The organism is Streptomyces sp. ICC4 (assembly GCF_003287915.1).
GTDB classification, from domain to species: Bacteria; Actinomycetota; Actinomycetes; order Streptomycetales; family Streptomycetaceae; genus Streptomyces; species Streptomyces tritrimontium.
The window spans coordinates 2,434,219-2,450,641 of the sequence record NZ_CP030286.1 but is presented as its reverse complement, the minus strand read 5'-3'; the positions used below and the strand labels follow the sequence as shown (position 1 = coordinate 2,450,641).

Genomic DNA, 16,423 nt, shown 5'->3' with positions numbered 1-16,423 from the left:
ACATGGCTACGACCACACCCACCGGTGTGCGGGGAGGCGGCCGGTCGGAGGCCACGTCCGACAGCACTCCCATGACCCACCCGCAGATCATGAAGGCGCTCTCCGGGCTCATGCTCGGCATGTTCGTGGCGATCCTGTCCTCCACGATCGTCTCCAACGCCCTGCCCCAGATCATCGGCGACCTCGGCGGCACCCAGTCCTCCTACACCTGGGTGGTCACCGCGGCACTGCTCTCGATGACGGCGACGACCCCGCTGTGGGGCAAGCTCTCCGACCTCTTCAGCAAGAAGCTGCTCGTCCAGATATCCCTGGTGATCTACGTCCTCGGCTCGATGGTCGCGGGCATGTCCCAGAACACCGGGATGCTCATCGCCTGCCGCGTGGTCCAGGGCATCGGCGTCGGCGGCCTCTCCGCCCTCGCCCAGATCGTGATGGCCGCCATGATCTCCCCGCGCGAGCGCGGCCGGTACAGCGGCTACCTCGGCGCGGTCTTCGCCGTCGCCACCGTCGGCGGCCCGCTGCTCGGCGGGGTCATCACCGACACCAGCTGGCTGGGCTGGCGTTGGTGCTTCTACGTCGGCGTCCCGTTCGCGGTCATCGCGCTGGTCGTGCTCCAGCGGACCCTGCACCTGCCCGTCGTCCGGCGCGAGGTCAAGGTCGACTGGCTCGGTGCCTCGCTGATCAGCGCGGCCGTCTCGCTGCTGCTGATCTGGGTGACCCAGGCCGGCAGCTCCTACGCGTGGATCTCCTGGCAGACCTGGGCGATGACGGGCGGCGCGGTCGCCCTCGGCCTGCTCTTCGTCCTCGTCGAGTCCCGGGCGAGCGACCCGATCATTCCGCTGCGCCTCTTCCGCAACAAGACCATCAGCCTGGCTTCGGCAGCCTCGCTCTTCGTCGGCATCGCGATGTTCTCGGGGACCGTCTTTTTCAGCCAGTTCTTCCAGTTGGCCCGTGGCGAGTCCCCCACGATGTCCGGGATCCTCACGATTCCGATGATCGGCGGGCTGTTCGTCTCCTCCACCGTTTCCGGTCAGGTGATCACCAAGACCGGCAAGTGGAAGGCCTGGCTCGTCTCCGGCGGCGTGCTCCTGACGGCCGGCCTCGGCCTGCTGGGGACCCTGCGGTACGACACCGAGTACTGGCACATCGCGGTCTTCATGGTGCTGACCGGCCTCGGCCTCGGCATGATGATGCAGAACCTCGTCCTCGCCGCCCAGAACCAGGTGGCTCCCGAGGACCTGGGCGCCGCCAGCTCGGTCGTCACCTTCTTCCGCTCCCTCGGCGGCGCGATGGGCGTCTCCGCCCTCGGCGCGGTCATGGCCAACCGGGTCACCCACTACGTCCAGGACGGGCTCGCGGCCCTCGGCCCGAAGGCCGCGGCGATGGGGCACGGCGGCACCGCCGGGGGCGGGATCCCCGACCTCGACAAGCTGCCCGCGCCGTTCCGCACGGTCGTCGAGTCCGCGTACGGGCACGGCGTCGGCGACGTCTTCCTCTACGCCGCCCCCACCGCGCTCCTCGCGCTCGTGCTGGTGGTGTTCATCAAGGAGGTCGCCCTGAAGTCGAAGCCGGCGGCCCACGCCCCGACCGCGACCGAGTGACCCCCCGCCCGCGGCCTTACGGGGCTGCGGGCGCGGCGGGCCGGACGTGTGCCTCGATGCCCGCGATCAGGACGTCGAGCGCCAGGCAGAACTCCCCGTCGGGCGGCCGCCGGACCGTGCCGCCGCAGCCGTGCAGGAACTGCGAGACGGCCAGATGGGCACCGGTCCGCGCGGCGTCCGGCAGGCCGGTGGCGTCCAGCAGCCGCTGCAGGGCGGCGTCGAAGTCCCGGGCGTGCGGGCCGATGTTCGGATGCGCGGCGGTGAGCGGAGCCACCCACGGGTGCTCCACCACCAGCCCCCGGTAGCCGCGGGCCAGAACGCGGAGCCGGCCCGGCCGGCCCTCTCCCGGCGCCCCGGGAAGCCGGAGAAGCCGGAGAAGCCGGACGAGCTCGCCCTGGGCGCTGTCCAGGGCGAGCTCGAGCAGATCGTGCTTGGTGTCCACGTACCAGTAGAGGGACATCGCGGTGACCCCGAGCCCGGCGGCGAGCCGCCGCATGGAGAACCGGGCCAGTCCCTCGGCGTCGAGCAGCCGCACCACCTCGGCGGTGATCCGCTCCCGGTCGAGCCCGGAGGGGGCCTCACCGCGCCGCCTGGCGGGGCGGCGGGCCGTGCGGCGGGCCGTGCGGCGGGCCAGACACTGGTCCGGGCCTTGCCGGGATCGGCCGCGGTCACCATGGAGGCACCCTCCTCACGACACGGGATCGGCCCGAAATGCCCGGTCCGCCCCCCTTGATGCTAGTGCTGTGACCGGAAAGGTCCACCGGGTCGGCAAACCTTCCCGGCCACAGCACCAGGGGGTGTGTTCGGCGCGGCGTCGGTGAAGCGCGGGGGCCGTGCCCCGGCGGGGTCCGACGGGTGGCGGGGTGTTCAGGACGTCGCGGTGGCGGGCGCCGTCAGGTCGTAGAAGGTGGCTCCGCCGACCGTGGACGCCGTGAAGTTGGCCTTGACCCAGGTCTCGATGGCACTGCTGGTGCCGCCGCCGGGTCCACCGCCGCCCCGGGCCGCGGTCGCGGCCTCGCCGGTGCCTTCCTGCGCGCCGCCGGCTGCCGCGCTGCCCTGGCCGATGAAGTAGTGGATCTTCCCGGACTCCACGTACGCCTTGAACTGCTCCAACGTCGGCGAGGGGTCGCTGCCGTTGAAGCCGCCGATCGCCATCACCGGTTCGCCCGAGGCCAGCTGGTAGCTCGCCGCGTTCTGCGAGCCGACGGCGGCCGCGGCCCAGGTGTACGCGCCGGCGCCGGCCCGCAGCGCGGCCGTGGCCTCGGCGCTCGTCTTCGTCCCGCCGAGCAGGCCGCCCATGCCGCCGCCCATGCCCCCGCCCGTGCCGCCGGGGCCGCCGCCGGTCCGGGCCGTCCGGCCGCCGTCGCCGGGCTGGTTGCCGCCGGGCTGGCCGGTACCGGGCTGGTTGCCGTCGGGGGCCTGGCCGCCGGGGGCCTGCCCACCCGGTACCTGGCCACCGCCCTGGGGCGTGCCCTGCGGTGCGCCACCGCCCGGCATCTCGAAGACGCGCATCCCGGCGCCGCCCGGGCCGCCGCGGCCGCCCGCGACCGCGGGACCGGCCGTGACGATCGACCCGGTGTGCGGGGTGGTCATCGTGGTCAGGCAGTACGCGAGGGGTCCGGCCAGGGCCGCGGCCAAGCCGACTGCCGCCACGCCGAGTGCGCCGCGGCGGCCCAGCCGCGCCGCGAACGGCAGCAGGAGTGCGCTTCCGAGTCCGGCGGCGAGCAGCCCCCAGCGCAACCACGGCACGTACCCGGCGGAGCGGCCGAGCAGCACGAACGCCCAGTACGACGTGATCACGAGGGTGCCGGCCAGGGTGAGGGAGGCCGCCCGGCTGCCCCGCTCCTCCCACAGGACGGCGATGCCCATGCCGACGAGCGCGGCCACGAACGGGGCCAGGGCGACGGTGTAGTACTCGTGGAAGATGCCCTGCATGTAGCTGAAGACGAGTCCGGTGATCAGCAGGGAGCCGCCCCAGGCGAGGAAGGCCGCGCGGGCCATGCCCTCCAGGGAGTCGGTGGTCCGGCGGGCCCGCCAGGTGACCGCGAGCCCGGCGACGAGCAGGATCAGGGCGGCGGGCAGCAACCAGGAGATCTGGCCGCCGATGTTGGACGAGAACATCCGGTCGATGCCGGTCTCGCCCCAGCTCATCCCGCCACCGCCACCGCCGCCACCACCGGGTCCGCCCGTGCCGGCCGCGCCGCCTTCGAGGGCCGTTCGGGCGCCGCCGCCTACGCTGCCGGTCTCCTCGCCGTTGATCCGGCCGAGTCCGTTGTAGCCGAGGGTCAGCTCCAGGAAGGAGTTCGTCTGCGAGCCGCCGATGTACGGGCGGGAGGCGGCGGGCCACAGTTCGACGATCGCCACCCACCAGCCGCCGGCCGCCACCATCGCGAGCGTGGCGAGCAGCAGCTGCCCGAGGCGCCGGCGCAGCCGGGTCGGCGCGCAGACGGCGTACAGCACGGCCAACGGCGGCAGGATGACGAAGGCCTGCAGGGTCTTGGTCAGGAAGGCGAAGCCGACCGCGACCCCGGCCCACACCAGCCACTTGGTGCGCGCGCCGTCGAGGGCCCGGAGCACGCAGTACACGGTGACCGTCATCAGCAGGGTCAGCAGCGCGTCGGGGTTGTTGAAGCGGAACATCAGCGCGGCGACGGGCGTGAGCGCGAAGACCGCGCCGCTGATCAGGGCGGCCGCCGGCCCGAACTGGCGGCGGACGGCGGCGTAGAGGACGGCGGCCGTGGCGACCCCCATCAGCGCCTGGGGCACGAGGATCTGCCAGGAGCCGAGCCCGAAGAGCCGGACGGACAGCATCATCGGCCACAGGGCGGCCGGGGGCTTGTCGACGGTGATGGAGTTGCCCGCGTCGGAGGAGCCGAAGAAGAAGGCCTTCCAGCTCTCGCTGCCCGCCTGGACGGCCGCGGAGTAGAAGGAGTTGGCGTAGCCGGAGGAGCCCAGGTCCCACAGCAGCAGGGCGGCCGTGGCGAACAGCAGCCCGGCGAAGGCGGGGCGCTCCCACCGGGGCCGGGCGGCGTGCGCCCGGACTGCCCGGGCGGACGGGGTGGGCGGGGCCGGCGGGTGGAGCGGCAGTGCTGCCGTGGTCATCAGGAGTGGTCCTTCGCGGGAGTGGCGCGCCGTTCGGGAAAGACCCAGGCGCGGAAGAGCAGGAACCGCAGCACGGTGGCGGCGAGGTTGGCGGTGACCAGGACGGCCAGTTCGGTGCCGTGCGCCGGCCGGCCGCCCGCGGCCGCGAGCGCGGCCAGCGATCCGCTGGTCAGGGCGAGCCCGATGCCGAACACCACGAGCCCCTGGGCCTGGTGGCGCGCGGCGCGCTCGCGGCCGCGGACGCCGAAGGTGAGCCGACGGTTGGCGGCGGTGTTGGCGACGGCGGAGAACAGCAGCGCGGCGGCGTTGGCGAGCTGGGGCCCGGCGGCGGTCCGGGCCGCGGAGTAGAGCAGCAGGTAGAGGAGCGTGGACAGGGCGCCGACCACGCAGAAGCCCAGGAGCTGGCGGGCGAGTCCGCGCGGGACCCCGGGCAGGGCGGTGCGGTCGCGCGGGTCGTCGCCGAAGGGGCGGGCGAGCCGGTCGAGGGGGAGCGCGCCGACGGCCAGCGCCCGCCCCACCCGCCAGACCCCCTTGAGGTCCTCGGCGGCGGTGCGGGCGATGTGGACGGTGGAGTCGGGGTCGTCCACCCAGTCCACCGGCACCTCGTGGATCCGCAGTCCGGCCCGCTCGGCGAGGACGAGCAGTTCGGTGTCGAAGAACCAGCCGGAGTCCTCCACGAGCGGCAGCAGCCGGGTCGCGACCTCGCGGCGGATGGCCTTGAAACCGCACTGGGCGTCGCTGAACCGGGCCGACAGCGAGGAGCGCAGGAGCAGGTTGTAGGCGCGGGAGATGAACTCCCGCTTCGCTCCGCGGACCACGCGGGAGGACCGGGCGAGGCGGGTGCCGATGGCGAGGTCGGAGTGGCCGGAGATCAGCGGGGCCACCAGCGGCAGCAGCGCGTTGAGATCGGTGGAGAGGTCCACGTCCATGTACGCGAGCACGGGCGCCTCGGAGTCCCCCCACACGGTGCGCAGGGCCCGGCCGCGGCCCTTCTCCTCCAGCCGGGTGCTGCGCACACCGGCGACGGAGGCGGCGAGGTCGGCCGCGACCTCGGGGGTGCGGTCGGTGCTCGCGTTGTCGGCGATGGTGATGCGGAAGGGGTACGGGAAGGTCCGGGTGAGGTGCTCGTGCAGCCTGCGCACGCAGGGACCGAGGTCCGTCTCCTCGTTGAAGACCGGGATCACCACGTCGAGGACGGGCTCACCCGGTACGGGCGCGAGGGGCGCGCGCACCGGGAGGGCTCCGGGAGAGGTGTCGGTTGGCATGCTCCGACCCTCCCGGCCGGGGCTGTCACCGCTGTGTGCTGACCCTGTGCCCTGTCTGTGAGTCCGGGCGGCCCGGGACGAATGGGGCCGGGGCCTTGATCAGGGCCGGGGCCGGGGCCGGGGCGGCGGGGAGGCGGACCTCGAAGGAGGTGTGGCCCGGGGTGCTGTGGACGTCGACGCGGCCGCCGTGGGCCCAGACCACGGCCTGGACGATGGCCAGGCCGAGGCCGGTGGAGCCGGCCGACCGGGAGCGGGAGGCGTCGCCCCGGGCGAACCGCTCGAAGACGTGGGGCAGCAGCGCGGGCGGGATCCCGGGGCCGTCGTCCTCGATCCGGAGCCGGACGGCGGATGTTTCACGTGAAACACGAGCCGTGACGGTCGTGCCGGGCGGGGTGTGGGTCCGGGCGTTGGCCAGCAGGTTGACCAGGACCTGCTGGATGCGGGCCGCGTCGGCGTGGACGGGCGCGGGCTCGTCGGGAAGCTCCAGGCGCCAGTGGTGCTCGGGGCCGGCGACCCGGGCGTCGCTGACCGCGTCCACGACGAGCGGGGCCAGATCGGTGTCCTCGGTGGACAGCGGGCGGCCCGCGTCGAGCCGTGCGAGCAGCAGCAGGTCCTCCACCAGGCCGGTCATCCGGGTGGCTTCGGACTCGATCCGGCCCAGCGCGTGCCGGGTGTCGGGGCCCGGCTCTTCCCGGCCCCGGCGGGTCAGTTCGGCGTAGCCGCGGATCGAGGCCAGCGGGGTGCGCAGCTCGTGGCTGGCGTCGGCGACGAACTGCCGGACGCGGGTCTCGCTCTGCTGGCGTGCGGTCAGGGCCGAGGAGACGTGGCCCAGCATCCGGTTGATGGCGGCGCCGACCTGCCCGACCTCGGTGCGGGGGTCCGCCTCCGCGTCGGGGACCCGCTCGTGCAGGGCGGGCTCGCCGCTGTGCAGGGGGAGCTCGGAGACCCGGGTGGCGGTGGCGGCGACCCTCCGCAGCGGGCGCAGGGCGACTCCGACCAGGGCCTGTCCGGCGAGGGAGGCCGCGATCAGCCCGGCGAGGGTGACGCAGACCTCCACCGCGATCAGGGTGTGCACGGTGGAGTCGACCTCGGTGAGCGGGAAGCCGAGGACGATGCTTCCGTCGGGCGCGGTCAGCACCCGGTAGCCGCCGAGTCCGGGCAGGTTCAGCTCGACCGGACCGCCGGGACGGCCGGGACGGCCGTTGGCGGCCTTGCGGGCGGCCCCGGCGAGGACCGAGGCCTGCTCCGGGGTGAGGGGCGGGTGGCCGCCGGAGCCGGAGCCGGAACCGCCGATGGCCGCGCTCCGCTCGCTGCGGACGCTGTCGATGACCTTCCCCGAGGCGTCGAGGCGGACCCCGGTGGCCCCCAGCGGGGACCCGGGGCCCATGACGACGCCGAGGTTGTTCTCCCGGGCGGACTTGCCCAGGTTGGGGCGGCTCGCCATCTCGACGGAGACGCGCAGCTGTTCGTCGACCTTGTCGACCAGGTACGAGCGCAGGGCGAGGGTGGTGACGGTGCTGATGGCCGCGCCCACGACGGCGATCAGGACCACCGCCGAGACGACCAGCCGGGTGCGCAGGGACCAGGGCCGCCGGCTGCGGCGGGGGCGCCGGGGGCCGCCCGGGCGCGCGGGGCGCCCCGGCCTGCGCGGACGGCGCCGCAGGAACGGGGAGCGCGGGAAGGACGGGGAGGACGGGGAGGACGGGGAGGACGGATCCTCCGCGGTACGTGTGGAGTCGAGCGCCACTACTCGGCCGGCTTGATCAGGTAGCCGGCCCCGCGCCGGGTGTGGATCATCGGCGGAAGGCCGGTTCCGCCCTCCAGCTTCCGCCGGAGGTAGGAGATGTAGAGCTCGACGACGTTGGCCTGGCCCCCGAAGTCGTACGACCACACGCGGTCCAGGATCTGCGCCTTGCTCAGCACCCGGCGCGGGTTGCGCATCAGGTACCGCAGCAGCTCGAACTCGGTGGCGGTCAGGTGGACGTCCTGGCCGCCCCGGGCCACCTCGTGGCTGTCCTCGTCGAGCCGCAGGTCTCCGACCTGGAGCACCGAGCCGCCGCGCGCGGCCTGCGCCGCGCCGGAGCGCCGGACCAGGCCGCGCAGCCGGGCCACGACCTCCTCCAGGCTGAACGGCTTGGTGACGTAGTCGTCGCCGCCCGCCGTCAGGCCCGCGATGCGGTCCTCGACCGAGTCCTTCGCGGTCAGGAACAGCACCGGGACCTGCGGGATCTCCCGGCGCAGCCGGCCGAGGACGGCCAGTCCGTCCATATCGGGAAGCATGATGTCGAGGACCACGACGTCCGGCTTGAACTCCCGCGCCGCGCGTACCGCGCCCGCCCCGTCGCCCGCGCTGCGCACTTCGCAGCCCTCGTAGCGCAGGGCCATGGAGAGCAGTTCGGAGAGGGCGGCCTCGTCGTCCACGACGAGGACCCGGCAGGGTCCGCCGTCGGGCCGTACGAGGGCCGTGGGGTTGCCGGTGGACGTGGACGCGTGGGAGGTGGTCGTCGCAGTCATGCGTTCACGCTGGCCGCCGCCTCTGAGAGCGTTCTTGCCTGAACCTGTGAATTACCTGAGAAACCGGGCGCACGAGAGCCCCGCCCGCGGCGGCCCCGCCCCTCAGTCCAGGTGGAAGAGCCCGGCGGCGTTGTCGTGGCAGACGGCGCGCAGCCAGGCGTCGCCGAGGCCGAGCCGTTCGAGAGCCTCGAGCTGGTGCTCGTAGGGGTAGGGGATGTTCGGGAAGTCGGTGCCCAGCAGGATCCGGTCGCCGAGGCCGGCGAGCCGGCCCCGGTCCTGCGGGGGGAACCCGCTGAACTGCTCGGAGAAGTCGGTGAAGGCCATCGTGGTGTCGAGGCGGACCTCGGCGTACCGGTCGGCGAGGTCCAGGAAGTCGGCGTACTCGGGCATCCCCATGTGCGCGACGATCAGCGGCAGCCGGGGGTGGCGGGCCAGCAGCCGGGCGATCGGCTCGGGCCCGGTGTGCTTGCCCGGGACGGGCCCCGAGCCGCAGTGGACCACGGTCGGGATCCCGGCCTCGGCGAGCAGCCCCCACACCGGGTCGAGCCGGTCGTCGGTGGGGTCGTACCCGCCCACCTGGAGGTGTGCCTTGAAGACCCGGGCCCCCGCCTCCACGGCCTGGCCGACATACGCCGCCACCCCGTCCTCCGGGAAGAAGGTCGCGGTGTGCAGGCAGTCGGGGGTGCGGGCGGCGAAGTCCGCGGACCAGGAGTTGAGCCAGGCGGCCATGGCCGGCTTGTGCGGGTAGAGCATCGCGGTGAAGGCCCGGACCCCGAACTCCCGCAGCAGCGCGACCCGCTGCTCCTCCTCGTGCCGGTAGGTGATGGGCCACTCGACGCCGGTCAGCGGACCGACCGCGTCGAAGTAGTCCCACACCTTGTCCAGGACCCGCTCGGGCATGAAGTGGGTGTGTACGTCGACCAGTCCGGGCACGCCGAGCCGTTCCCGGAAGACGCGGACCGCCTCAGCGGTCTTCGCGGACAAAGCCGTGGCTCCGCTCGACGGTCGCGACGTGCAGCGTGTAGCTCTCGTACCAGTCGGCACGGCCCTGCCGCATGGCCGCCTGGTGCTCCAGGTCCCGGCGCCACACGGCGAGGGACTCGTGGTCCCGGAAGTAGCCGACGGTGATGCCGAGTCCGCCGGGGGTGCGCGCCGACTCGTAGCCGAGGAAGCCCGGGTTGGAGCTGACGAGCTCGGTCATCCGCTCGAGGGTCTCCGGGTAACCACCGTCGTCGGCGGTCCGGACACTGGTGAAAACACTCATCACGTACGGCGGTTCGAAGGCCTGCACAGGCTGGATGCTCATGCCCACCACCCTCTGCGGCCCGGACCTGGCATGTCCACCGGAAAACGTCCCGGGAGGCCAAAGGGATCCAAGTTTTGACCTTGGACCCAGCAGCCCGTGCTGGTCAGGCCTGGTCAGAACAGCCCGTCCTGCGCGCCGGCAGCCTCGGGCGCCGCCGGCGGGATCCCGGCGGTCGGCACCTCGCTGCGTGCCCCTTCGCCCGGCGCCACCAGCTCCCATCCGGCGAGCAGCCGGGTGTCCACGACCAGCCCGTCGGCGAAGTGCAGATCGGGACCCGCGGCTCCGGCCAGCCGCCCGGAGACCGTCCCCCCGGACACCATCTCGGTGATCACCCGGTCGGGGGCGGGCAGCGCACCGAGGCCGAAGGGGTCCCCGTGGTCGATCACCTCGCACTCCAGCCGCCCCAGCGACTCCGGCCACCCCTCCAGCGCGGCCGCGCGCGCGTGCAGCCCGGCGACCTCCGCCGCCCGCTCGGACCGCGGCGGCAGGTGGCCCCGTACGGCCCGCTTGCGCGCGTAGGCGATCCGGTCGGGCACCCCGAGCGCGGCCCGCAGCAGCTCTTCCGTCCGCCGTGCGGCCATCAGCGGGCCGCGCCCCAGCCAGGCCCAGGTCACCGCACCCTGCTCCAGCAGCCGGGCGGATCCGCGTTCCTCGGCGGTGATCCCCACCTTGAGCAGTCCGGGCCCGAACCACGCGAGGTAGACCCGATAGGTGCGCGGATCGGCCGCGTTGGTGTCGGCGGCCACCGAGAAGGACCGGTCCAGACGGGCGCAGTCGGGGCACTGCGCGTTCCCGACCCGCCCGGGCACCGTCAGGGCCGTCGGGCACGGCGTCCGCCGGCCGGCCCGCCGGACGCCGAGGCAGTGGCGCTCCCCCCGCGCGGCGAAGGCCAGCTGCTGCCCGTACGTGAGGACGCTGCTGCGCTCCGCCCCATCCGGCCGGCCCTGCGGACCTTGCTGCCACCACCCGATGGCCGGCCGTCCGTCGCTCCACCGGATTCCGGTGCACCACCAGCTCACAGCGGGAGCGGCCGCTCGAAGAAGGCGCACTGGACCAGTGCCCCGCCGGTTTCCTTCACGCGGTCTTCCTCCCACCCTGGTGATGTCGACGACGGGCCTCCCCCGCCCCTGGCCGGGGGCGCCCCGACCTGTCCGGCCCAACCAGCCCGTCCGGCTACCGGGTGACGAACTGCGTCAGGATCGCCTGGACCTCATAGATGTCGACGCCCTTGGTGAAGGTCTTCGATATCGGCTCGGCGGTTCCGGAGAGCCATATCTTCAGCTCGGCGTCGAGGTCGAAGTGCCCGGCGGTCTCCACCGAGAAGTGCGTGATGCTCCGGTAGGGAATCGAGTGGTACTCCACCTTCTTCCCCGTGATCCCCTGCTTGTCGACGAGCACGAGCCGCCGGTCGGTGAACAGGATGGTGTCGCGGATCAGCAGATACGCGGCATGCACCTGCTCCCCCTGCCCCAGCAGCCGCGCGTAGTCGCGGTGCGCCGACGCCGGATCCACTGCGTGTGCGTTCCCGAACAGTCCCATGAGGGTCCCCCCTGCCTTCCCGGTGAATCGATCCCGATCGAGCCCACGGCCCCGATCTCCACGAACCGTATCCGGGTCCCACACCACCCCGCGTCCCCCGCCGGAGCCATCTCCCCCTGTGGCTCCCCGGAGCCAGCCCTCCTCCCCGAGGAGGAGGAAGAGGAGGAGGAACGAAGAGGGACGGAGGGCGATCCGGCCGGGCGGGGGGCGCTCGAGGATCAGTCGCAGCGCTCGACGGTTTCCGGCCGCAGTCTCAGCTCCTGCACCTGATAGCAGTCCGAGTAGACGGTGGCGATGACGGCGCCGCACGCGCACACCAGGTTGGGCCCCCATTCCCCGTCCATCCCGCAGCAGTAGCCGCGGCGCATGGCCGGGTCCGGGTGGGGCTCCAGGCCTATGCCGTCGCCCGGGTGGAGTACGGCGGTGCCCCGCGGACCGGACTCCACCAGCAGCCCGGACGGCCCGTCCAGTACGTACGGCGGTCCGGACGGCTCTGGGTCGACGGCGAACGCACCCGGGGCCATCCGCACGATCGGTCCGTCGCTGTGGCCCTTCGCGTCCGAGGGCGACGCCTGCGGCCGGTACCAGCCGTCATCCGTGTCCGGGTCCGGCAGGGGCCGCTCTGCGAGGGCGGGCGTCACCGCACGGCGGCAGGCGCGGCACCGGAAGACCGCCATCGGGGCACCTCGCTTCCTCGGCCCGCGCGAAGGGGCCCTCACATCCTCACGGCACGGGGCAACGCAAGAGGCCCCCCGGTGAACCGGGGGGCCTCTTGGGCTGTGCACTCGGCAGGATTCGAACCTGCAACCTTCTGATCCGTAGCTCTAGCCAGATCGGTCAGCGACGGCCATACCGGCCGCTTCGAGGCCCGGGACGGACGCTATAGGACACTACCGGCTGCTGTGGTTGCGGTACTCCGCTGCTGTACTGCGTACTGCTAGAGCCTAGGTTGACAAAGCTCTCAGCTCGCACGCCTGACCTAACGCGACTACTTCTTTCCCACAACGCTTCCAATGAAGGCCATAATGCCGATAATGACAGCATAGAAAAGGAAGAAGAATGCGCCTGCCGCTATCCCAGGAAAGGCCATGAGCTTCTCTTCAGATTGCAACCCGTCCCAAATTGCACCCTTTTGTGTGACCATCAGGGCGCCAACGCCCCCGACCGCGGAGAGCACGCCAAGGATGGCAAGGAATACCCCGCCAGTAGCTACACCGAAAATAAAAAGCACCACGCCGCCCGGCACTGCAGAAATAGCGAACAGCCTGATGTTCTTATGCAGTTCCTCCCGGGCATAGATCCCGTCTACCTTCTTATTCGGGTCTAGACCCCTCCGCCACCCACATACACAAATCTCATTCCGCAGCATCTGATTTTCGCAGGCTCTGCATGCCACCCGCCTCGGCTGCTGGACGTTCTCTCCCACCGGTTGATCAGGCATTGGGCTCGCCTCGCCTCGCCTAGCTCACCGTAGAGGATCCACTTCCATCTGACCTCTGATCGGCATCGGGTGCAAACTCGCAGGCGGCGCCAGTCAGAATGCACCCCGCTGTCATCCCGTCTGCCGTCGTCCCACACGGAGTGGTAGCAGGGCAGTCGCCAGGGGCCCAGGTGGAGCGCCCCGCTGGACGAACGACCTGGGCCCCTGGCGGCTGGTCTGCTACGGCTTGCCCTGGGACGACGGCAGACGGGATGACAGCCCCCCACCCCGAACCACAACGAAGCCGCGGTCGCACGACTGGCCCCCGCATCCCAGAGTCAGAGCGCCCCCGCCGGAGGCATCCGTCCTGACATGCGGTTCACCGCTCAGGCCAGGCTCATCCTGCCCATCAAGTCCTTAGCCATTGGCGCGCGGCCGGCGCCCCGGGCTGGAGCGGGGCGCAGACAGGAGCGCAGGCCCGGGGCGACGGGCGCGCGACGCCGCCTTGGCGGCGGAAGCGCCCTTGATGAAGTAGGGAAAGTTTGACCCCACTCCGCTCTGGCCTGGGACCCGTAGGCATCCGTCACCGCTCAGACCTTGACCCTTGGCCCTCTTGTGGGGGCGTGATTCGGCTGGTCCCATGGCCTTCGGGGCAGGACGTGACTGGGGGCAGCCGTGAGCGAACTGAGGGTCGCCAGGTGGAAGAGGCATGGACAGGATCGGCTCTACGTGAACTTGCCGGACGGTACAGCCGCGGCGTGGGTGGACCTCCGCACTGGCAAGGTGACTGTCCTCCTCGAAGAGCATCGGCGTGCGGCTCTGCGACTGCTCCAGCCTCACCTCACCGGAGAAGCTCCGTCCCCAACGCAGCCACCGAAAGCGCAGCCACCGAAGCCGCCTACGGGTGTGAAGCCCATCGGATCGCGGCCTACGCCAGTCGTACGGCCGACGTTACCGACCCTGACGACACCTGATGATCTCGCCCTCAACCGTCCGGGGGCCGAACTGCTTTCTCTCATTGCGGCCAAGGGGCCAACGCCCATGCAGCGTGCATTCGCTCGCCTGCTGCGCAGGAAGACCGAATGGGACTCCTGGTTCAAGGGGTTGGCCGGTGAGCGGAAGGTGGGAGCCGAGCTCGAACGCTTGACGGCCTACGGCTGGAAGGTTCTGCACTCCCTTCCGCTGACGCGGGGCGGGGACATCGACCACATGCTTATCGGCCCTGGCGGGGTGTTCACCATCAACACCAAGAATCATCCCGGCAAGTCGGTGTGGATTGGGGACACCATGGTGAAGATCGACCATGGGCCCGCGCGGCCTTACGTCGTCAAGAGCCGTGCCGAGGCGGAGCGCGCTCGAACCGTCCTGGCGAGTCACTGCTCGTTCCCGGTACCGGTGGAGCCAGTCTTGGTGTTCGTTGGGGTGAAGGAGCTACCAGTCGTGCCCACCCAGCTTGCGGTCCGCATCTACAGGGAACGAGAGGTAGCGGCCCTGGGTCCGCTCACAGGGAAGCTCTCTCCTGAGCAGGTGGATGAGGTGTACGCCGTTGCCCGTCATCGCAGGGCATGGCTCGGACCGTAGTCAGCAGGTGCCTCCGCTGACTACGCTGGTGCGGTCCAGTCAATGAGCAGGGGAGTGTGCTGAAGGCATGGGGCCGAAGTCGGAGCGGGTGTACCGCACGATTCGTGAGTGGATCGCGACAGGAAAGTACCCGCCCGGGGCCAAGCTCCCGTCCGAGCGAACACTCTCAGAAGACCTTGAGATCGGTCGTACGCAGCTTCGGCAGGTCCTCGCGAAGCTCATCGCCGAGGGTGTCCTCGAAGTGTATGGACGCAGCTCCTACCGTGTGCCGGACCGCTCAGTGTCTGTGACCACTCCTCCCGACTTGGAGCGGTGGCAGATCCACGGTGAGCGGACTGTGTACGACAACCGGTGGGTGAAACTGACGCTCGCCGACGTTGAGCCTCCTGGTGTCGAGCGCTTCGAGCACCATGTAGTGCGGCTCCACCACGTGGCGATCTCCGCTGTTCTGGATGATCAGGACCGGGTTCTCATGCTGTGGCGGTACCGCTTCGTCCCCGACTCCTTCGGCTGGGAGCTGCCTGGCGGCATCGTGGATCCGGGAGAAGACCCCGCCACGACCGCACTCCGCGAGGTGGAGGAAGAGACCGGCTGGCGGCCCGACGCCCTTGAGCACGTGGTGACGTACCAACCCATGGTCGGCATGGTGGACTCGCCTCACGAGATTTACGTGGGGAGAGGCGCGCAGCATGTTGGCGAGCCCACCGACCTTGAGGAAGCGGGATACGTCGCATGGGTGCCTCTCGCCGACATTCCTGAGCTCATGGCTCGGGGTGAGCTGATGGGCTCCGGGACGCTGGTCGCCCTCCTCCACGTGCTGGCCTCTCGTGCGGCCGGCGCGCCGCCTACAGCTGCTGCGTGAGCTGCTCGATCCGGCGGCGCTGTCGTACAGATCCTGTGCGGTTCGCCAGTAGGCGAGCCTGCTGAAGGTGCTCGCGTCCCTGGTCGTACTCGCCTCGGGCGAGATGTGCCTGAGCCAGGTCGCATCGAAGACCCGATGCGGCTCGGATGAATGTCGGATCCAGGGCACCAAGCGCGTCGTACAAGCTGTCGACCGCGTCATCGTCGCCGAGCAGGGCTAGGGCATTGCCTCGCCACCGTCTCAGATGGCCGTGGTTCAGGAAGATGCTCAGCATGTCGGGATCCCTGGCTTCCTCTCCGCCCGGGAGCCATCGCGCGGCTTCGTCCAAAGCTCGACGGCAGTCGTCCGCCAATCCCGCCTTGGCGCAGATCTCGGCCTCTGCCGCATACAGCCATGCCTTCAACCGCGGGGACAGGTGCGTGCCGCCCACTCGGATGGCGTCACGGACCAACTCGACGGCGGTGGCCGGCCGCCCGGCATCACAGAGCACGTATGCCTGCTCTGCGGTGGCGTGAGCCAGGTACATGGGCTCGCCCGCCTCCTGGGCTGCCCGCTTACCTAACTCGTAGTGCCTCCAGGCTCGCTCCACCGCTCCGGAGTCGAGGGCTTGCCATGCAGCGAGTGTTGCCGCGCCCGCGAGAGCCCGTGCTACTGGACGCCTGGTCTCCGGCAGTACGGCGAACGTGAGCGCGTCCTCAAGCGTGGACAAGTGCCCTGTCATCTGGTCGACAAGGTTCGCTGCTCCCATCTGGCGATCCACGGTTCGCAGTAGTTCCGTTTGGTCCATGAAGGTCTTCACCATGGTGAGACTGACGCTGCGAGCCGCGTCGATACGGTTCACCAGTTCGTCATACCCATCGGCCTCGGGTGCCGCCGAACTGGTTCGCCGGCCTTGGAGCTCGTCGTCCGTGATGCCGAGCAGGGCCCGCAGGACCTTGCCGTACCGCTCGGAAATAGGACGCCTGCCGTTCTCCCACTCCGAGACGTAGACATGCAGGCTCGCCGTCGAAGCGACCGTCAGCACGTGCTGGCGCGCGTACCGCTCGATCTCTCGAACCAAGCGTTCCTGTGACCACTCTCGTGCATGCCGCGCTGTTCGAAGTCCGTTCGTCACGTGCACCGCCCTGCATGTGATTTCTGAGCCGTGAAGGCAGCATGCCTCACATCGATGCAGGTGGTCAGGGGTTAACCCGAACTGGGTTAACCCCTGTTGGCTACCGGGCTGTTGGGGCT

Annotated in this window: 13 protein-coding genes and 2 pseudogenes; 3 read left to right on the top strand and 12 right to left on the bottom strand. The window is 71.2% G+C overall.

Annotation, left to right across the window (positions count from 1 at the left end):
* Nucleotides 1-2: 2 nt before the first annotated feature.
* Nucleotides 3-1,565, top strand: a pseudogene (locus tag DRB89_RS11420) (MDR family MFS transporter); the annotation flags it as partial.
* Between the two features lie 52 nt (nucleotides 1,566-1,617).
* On the opposite strand, the pseudogene DRB89_RS11415 reads toward DRB89_RS11420, so the two are convergent.
* The 11 genes and pseudogenes from DRB89_RS11415 to DRB89_RS42800 form a co-directional block, all read right to left on the bottom strand.
* Nucleotides 1,618-2,276, bottom strand: a pseudogene (locus DRB89_RS11415) (TetR/AcrR family transcriptional regulator).
* A gap of 192 nt (nucleotides 2,277-2,468) precedes the next feature.
* On the bottom strand, nucleotides 2,469-4,703 hold the full coding sequence (locus tag DRB89_RS11410) for a glycosyltransferase family 39 protein (RefSeq protein ID WP_112446737.1): 2,235 nt from the start codon (nucleotides 4,701-4,703) through the stop codon (nucleotides 2,469-2,471).
* Entirely contained in the window at nucleotides 4,703-5,968 is a 1,266-nt protein-coding gene (locus tag DRB89_RS11405; protein ID WP_112446738.1) for a glycosyltransferase, read from the bottom strand. The genes DRB89_RS11410 and DRB89_RS11405 overlap by 1 nt, the downstream gene beginning before the upstream one ends.
* Nucleotides 5,969-5,993: 25 nt before the next feature.
* A complete protein-coding gene (locus DRB89_RS11400) occupies nucleotides 5,994-7,547 on the bottom strand; it encodes a HAMP domain-containing sensor histidine kinase (RefSeq protein WP_239516768.1) in 1,554 nt (517 codons plus the stop codon).
* A gap of 167 nt (nucleotides 7,548-7,714) precedes the next feature.
* The gene (locus DRB89_RS11395) at nucleotides 7,715-8,482 is read right to left on the bottom strand and encodes a response regulator transcription factor (protein ID WP_112446739.1); all 768 of its coding nucleotides are present in this window, start codon (nucleotides 8,480-8,482) and stop codon (nucleotides 7,715-7,717) included.
* Between the two features lie 102 nt (nucleotides 8,483-8,584).
* Nucleotides 8,585-9,466 (bottom strand): amidohydrolase family protein, encoded by an 882-nt coding sequence (locus DRB89_RS11390; RefSeq protein ID WP_112446740.1) that lies wholly within the window; start codon nucleotides 9,464-9,466, stop codon nucleotides 8,585-8,587.
* A complete protein-coding gene (locus DRB89_RS11385) occupies nucleotides 9,447-9,788 on the bottom strand; it encodes an antibiotic biosynthesis monooxygenase (RefSeq protein WP_112446741.1) in 342 nt (113 codons plus the stop codon). Before DRB89_RS11385 ends, DRB89_RS11390 begins: the two co-directional genes overlap by 20 nt.
* 113 nt (nucleotides 9,789-9,901) lie before the next feature.
* Nucleotides 9,902-10,807: a DUF2797 domain-containing protein gene (locus DRB89_RS11380; RefSeq protein WP_112446742.1), complete on the bottom strand. Its 906-nt coding sequence runs from the start codon at nucleotides 10,805-10,807 to the stop codon at nucleotides 9,902-9,904.
* Nucleotides 10,808-10,961: 154 nt separating this feature from the next.
* Nucleotides 10,962-11,327: a PH domain-containing protein gene (locus DRB89_RS11375; RefSeq protein WP_112446743.1), complete on the bottom strand. Its 366-nt coding sequence runs from the start codon at nucleotides 11,325-11,327 to the stop codon at nucleotides 10,962-10,964.
* A 218-nt stretch (nucleotides 11,328-11,545) separates the two neighbouring features.
* Nucleotides 11,546-12,004: a hypothetical protein gene (locus tag DRB89_RS11370; protein WP_112446744.1), complete on the bottom strand. Its 459-nt coding sequence runs from the start codon at nucleotides 12,002-12,004 to the stop codon at nucleotides 11,546-11,548.
* A gap of 311 nt (nucleotides 12,005-12,315) precedes the next feature.
* Complete coding sequence (locus DRB89_RS42800) at nucleotides 12,316-12,753, bottom strand: hypothetical protein (RefSeq protein ID WP_162688537.1); 438 nt, start codon at nucleotides 12,751-12,753, stop codon at nucleotides 12,316-12,318.
* 1,035 nt (nucleotides 12,754-13,788) lie between these two features.
* On the opposite strand from DRB89_RS42800, the gene DRB89_RS46310 reads away from it, so the two are divergent.
* A complete protein-coding gene (locus DRB89_RS46310) occupies nucleotides 13,789-14,328 on the top strand; it encodes a nuclease-related domain-containing protein (protein ID WP_343234503.1) in 540 nt (179 codons plus the stop codon).
* 67 nt (nucleotides 14,329-14,395) lie between these two features.
* Nucleotides 14,396-15,190 (top strand): NUDIX domain-containing protein, encoded by a 795-nt coding sequence (locus DRB89_RS11355; protein ID WP_112446747.1) that lies wholly within the window; start codon nucleotides 14,396-14,398, stop codon nucleotides 15,188-15,190.
* Here DRB89_RS11355 and DRB89_RS11350 read toward each other — a convergent pair.
* The gene (locus tag DRB89_RS11350) at nucleotides 15,174-16,214 is read right to left on the bottom strand and encodes an XRE family transcriptional regulator (protein ID WP_204357987.1); all 1,041 of its coding nucleotides are present in this window, start codon (nucleotides 16,212-16,214) and stop codon (nucleotides 15,174-15,176) included. The two genes, DRB89_RS11355 and DRB89_RS11350, sit on opposite strands and share 17 nt — an antisense overlap.
* Nucleotides 16,215-16,423: the final 209 nt, after the last annotated feature.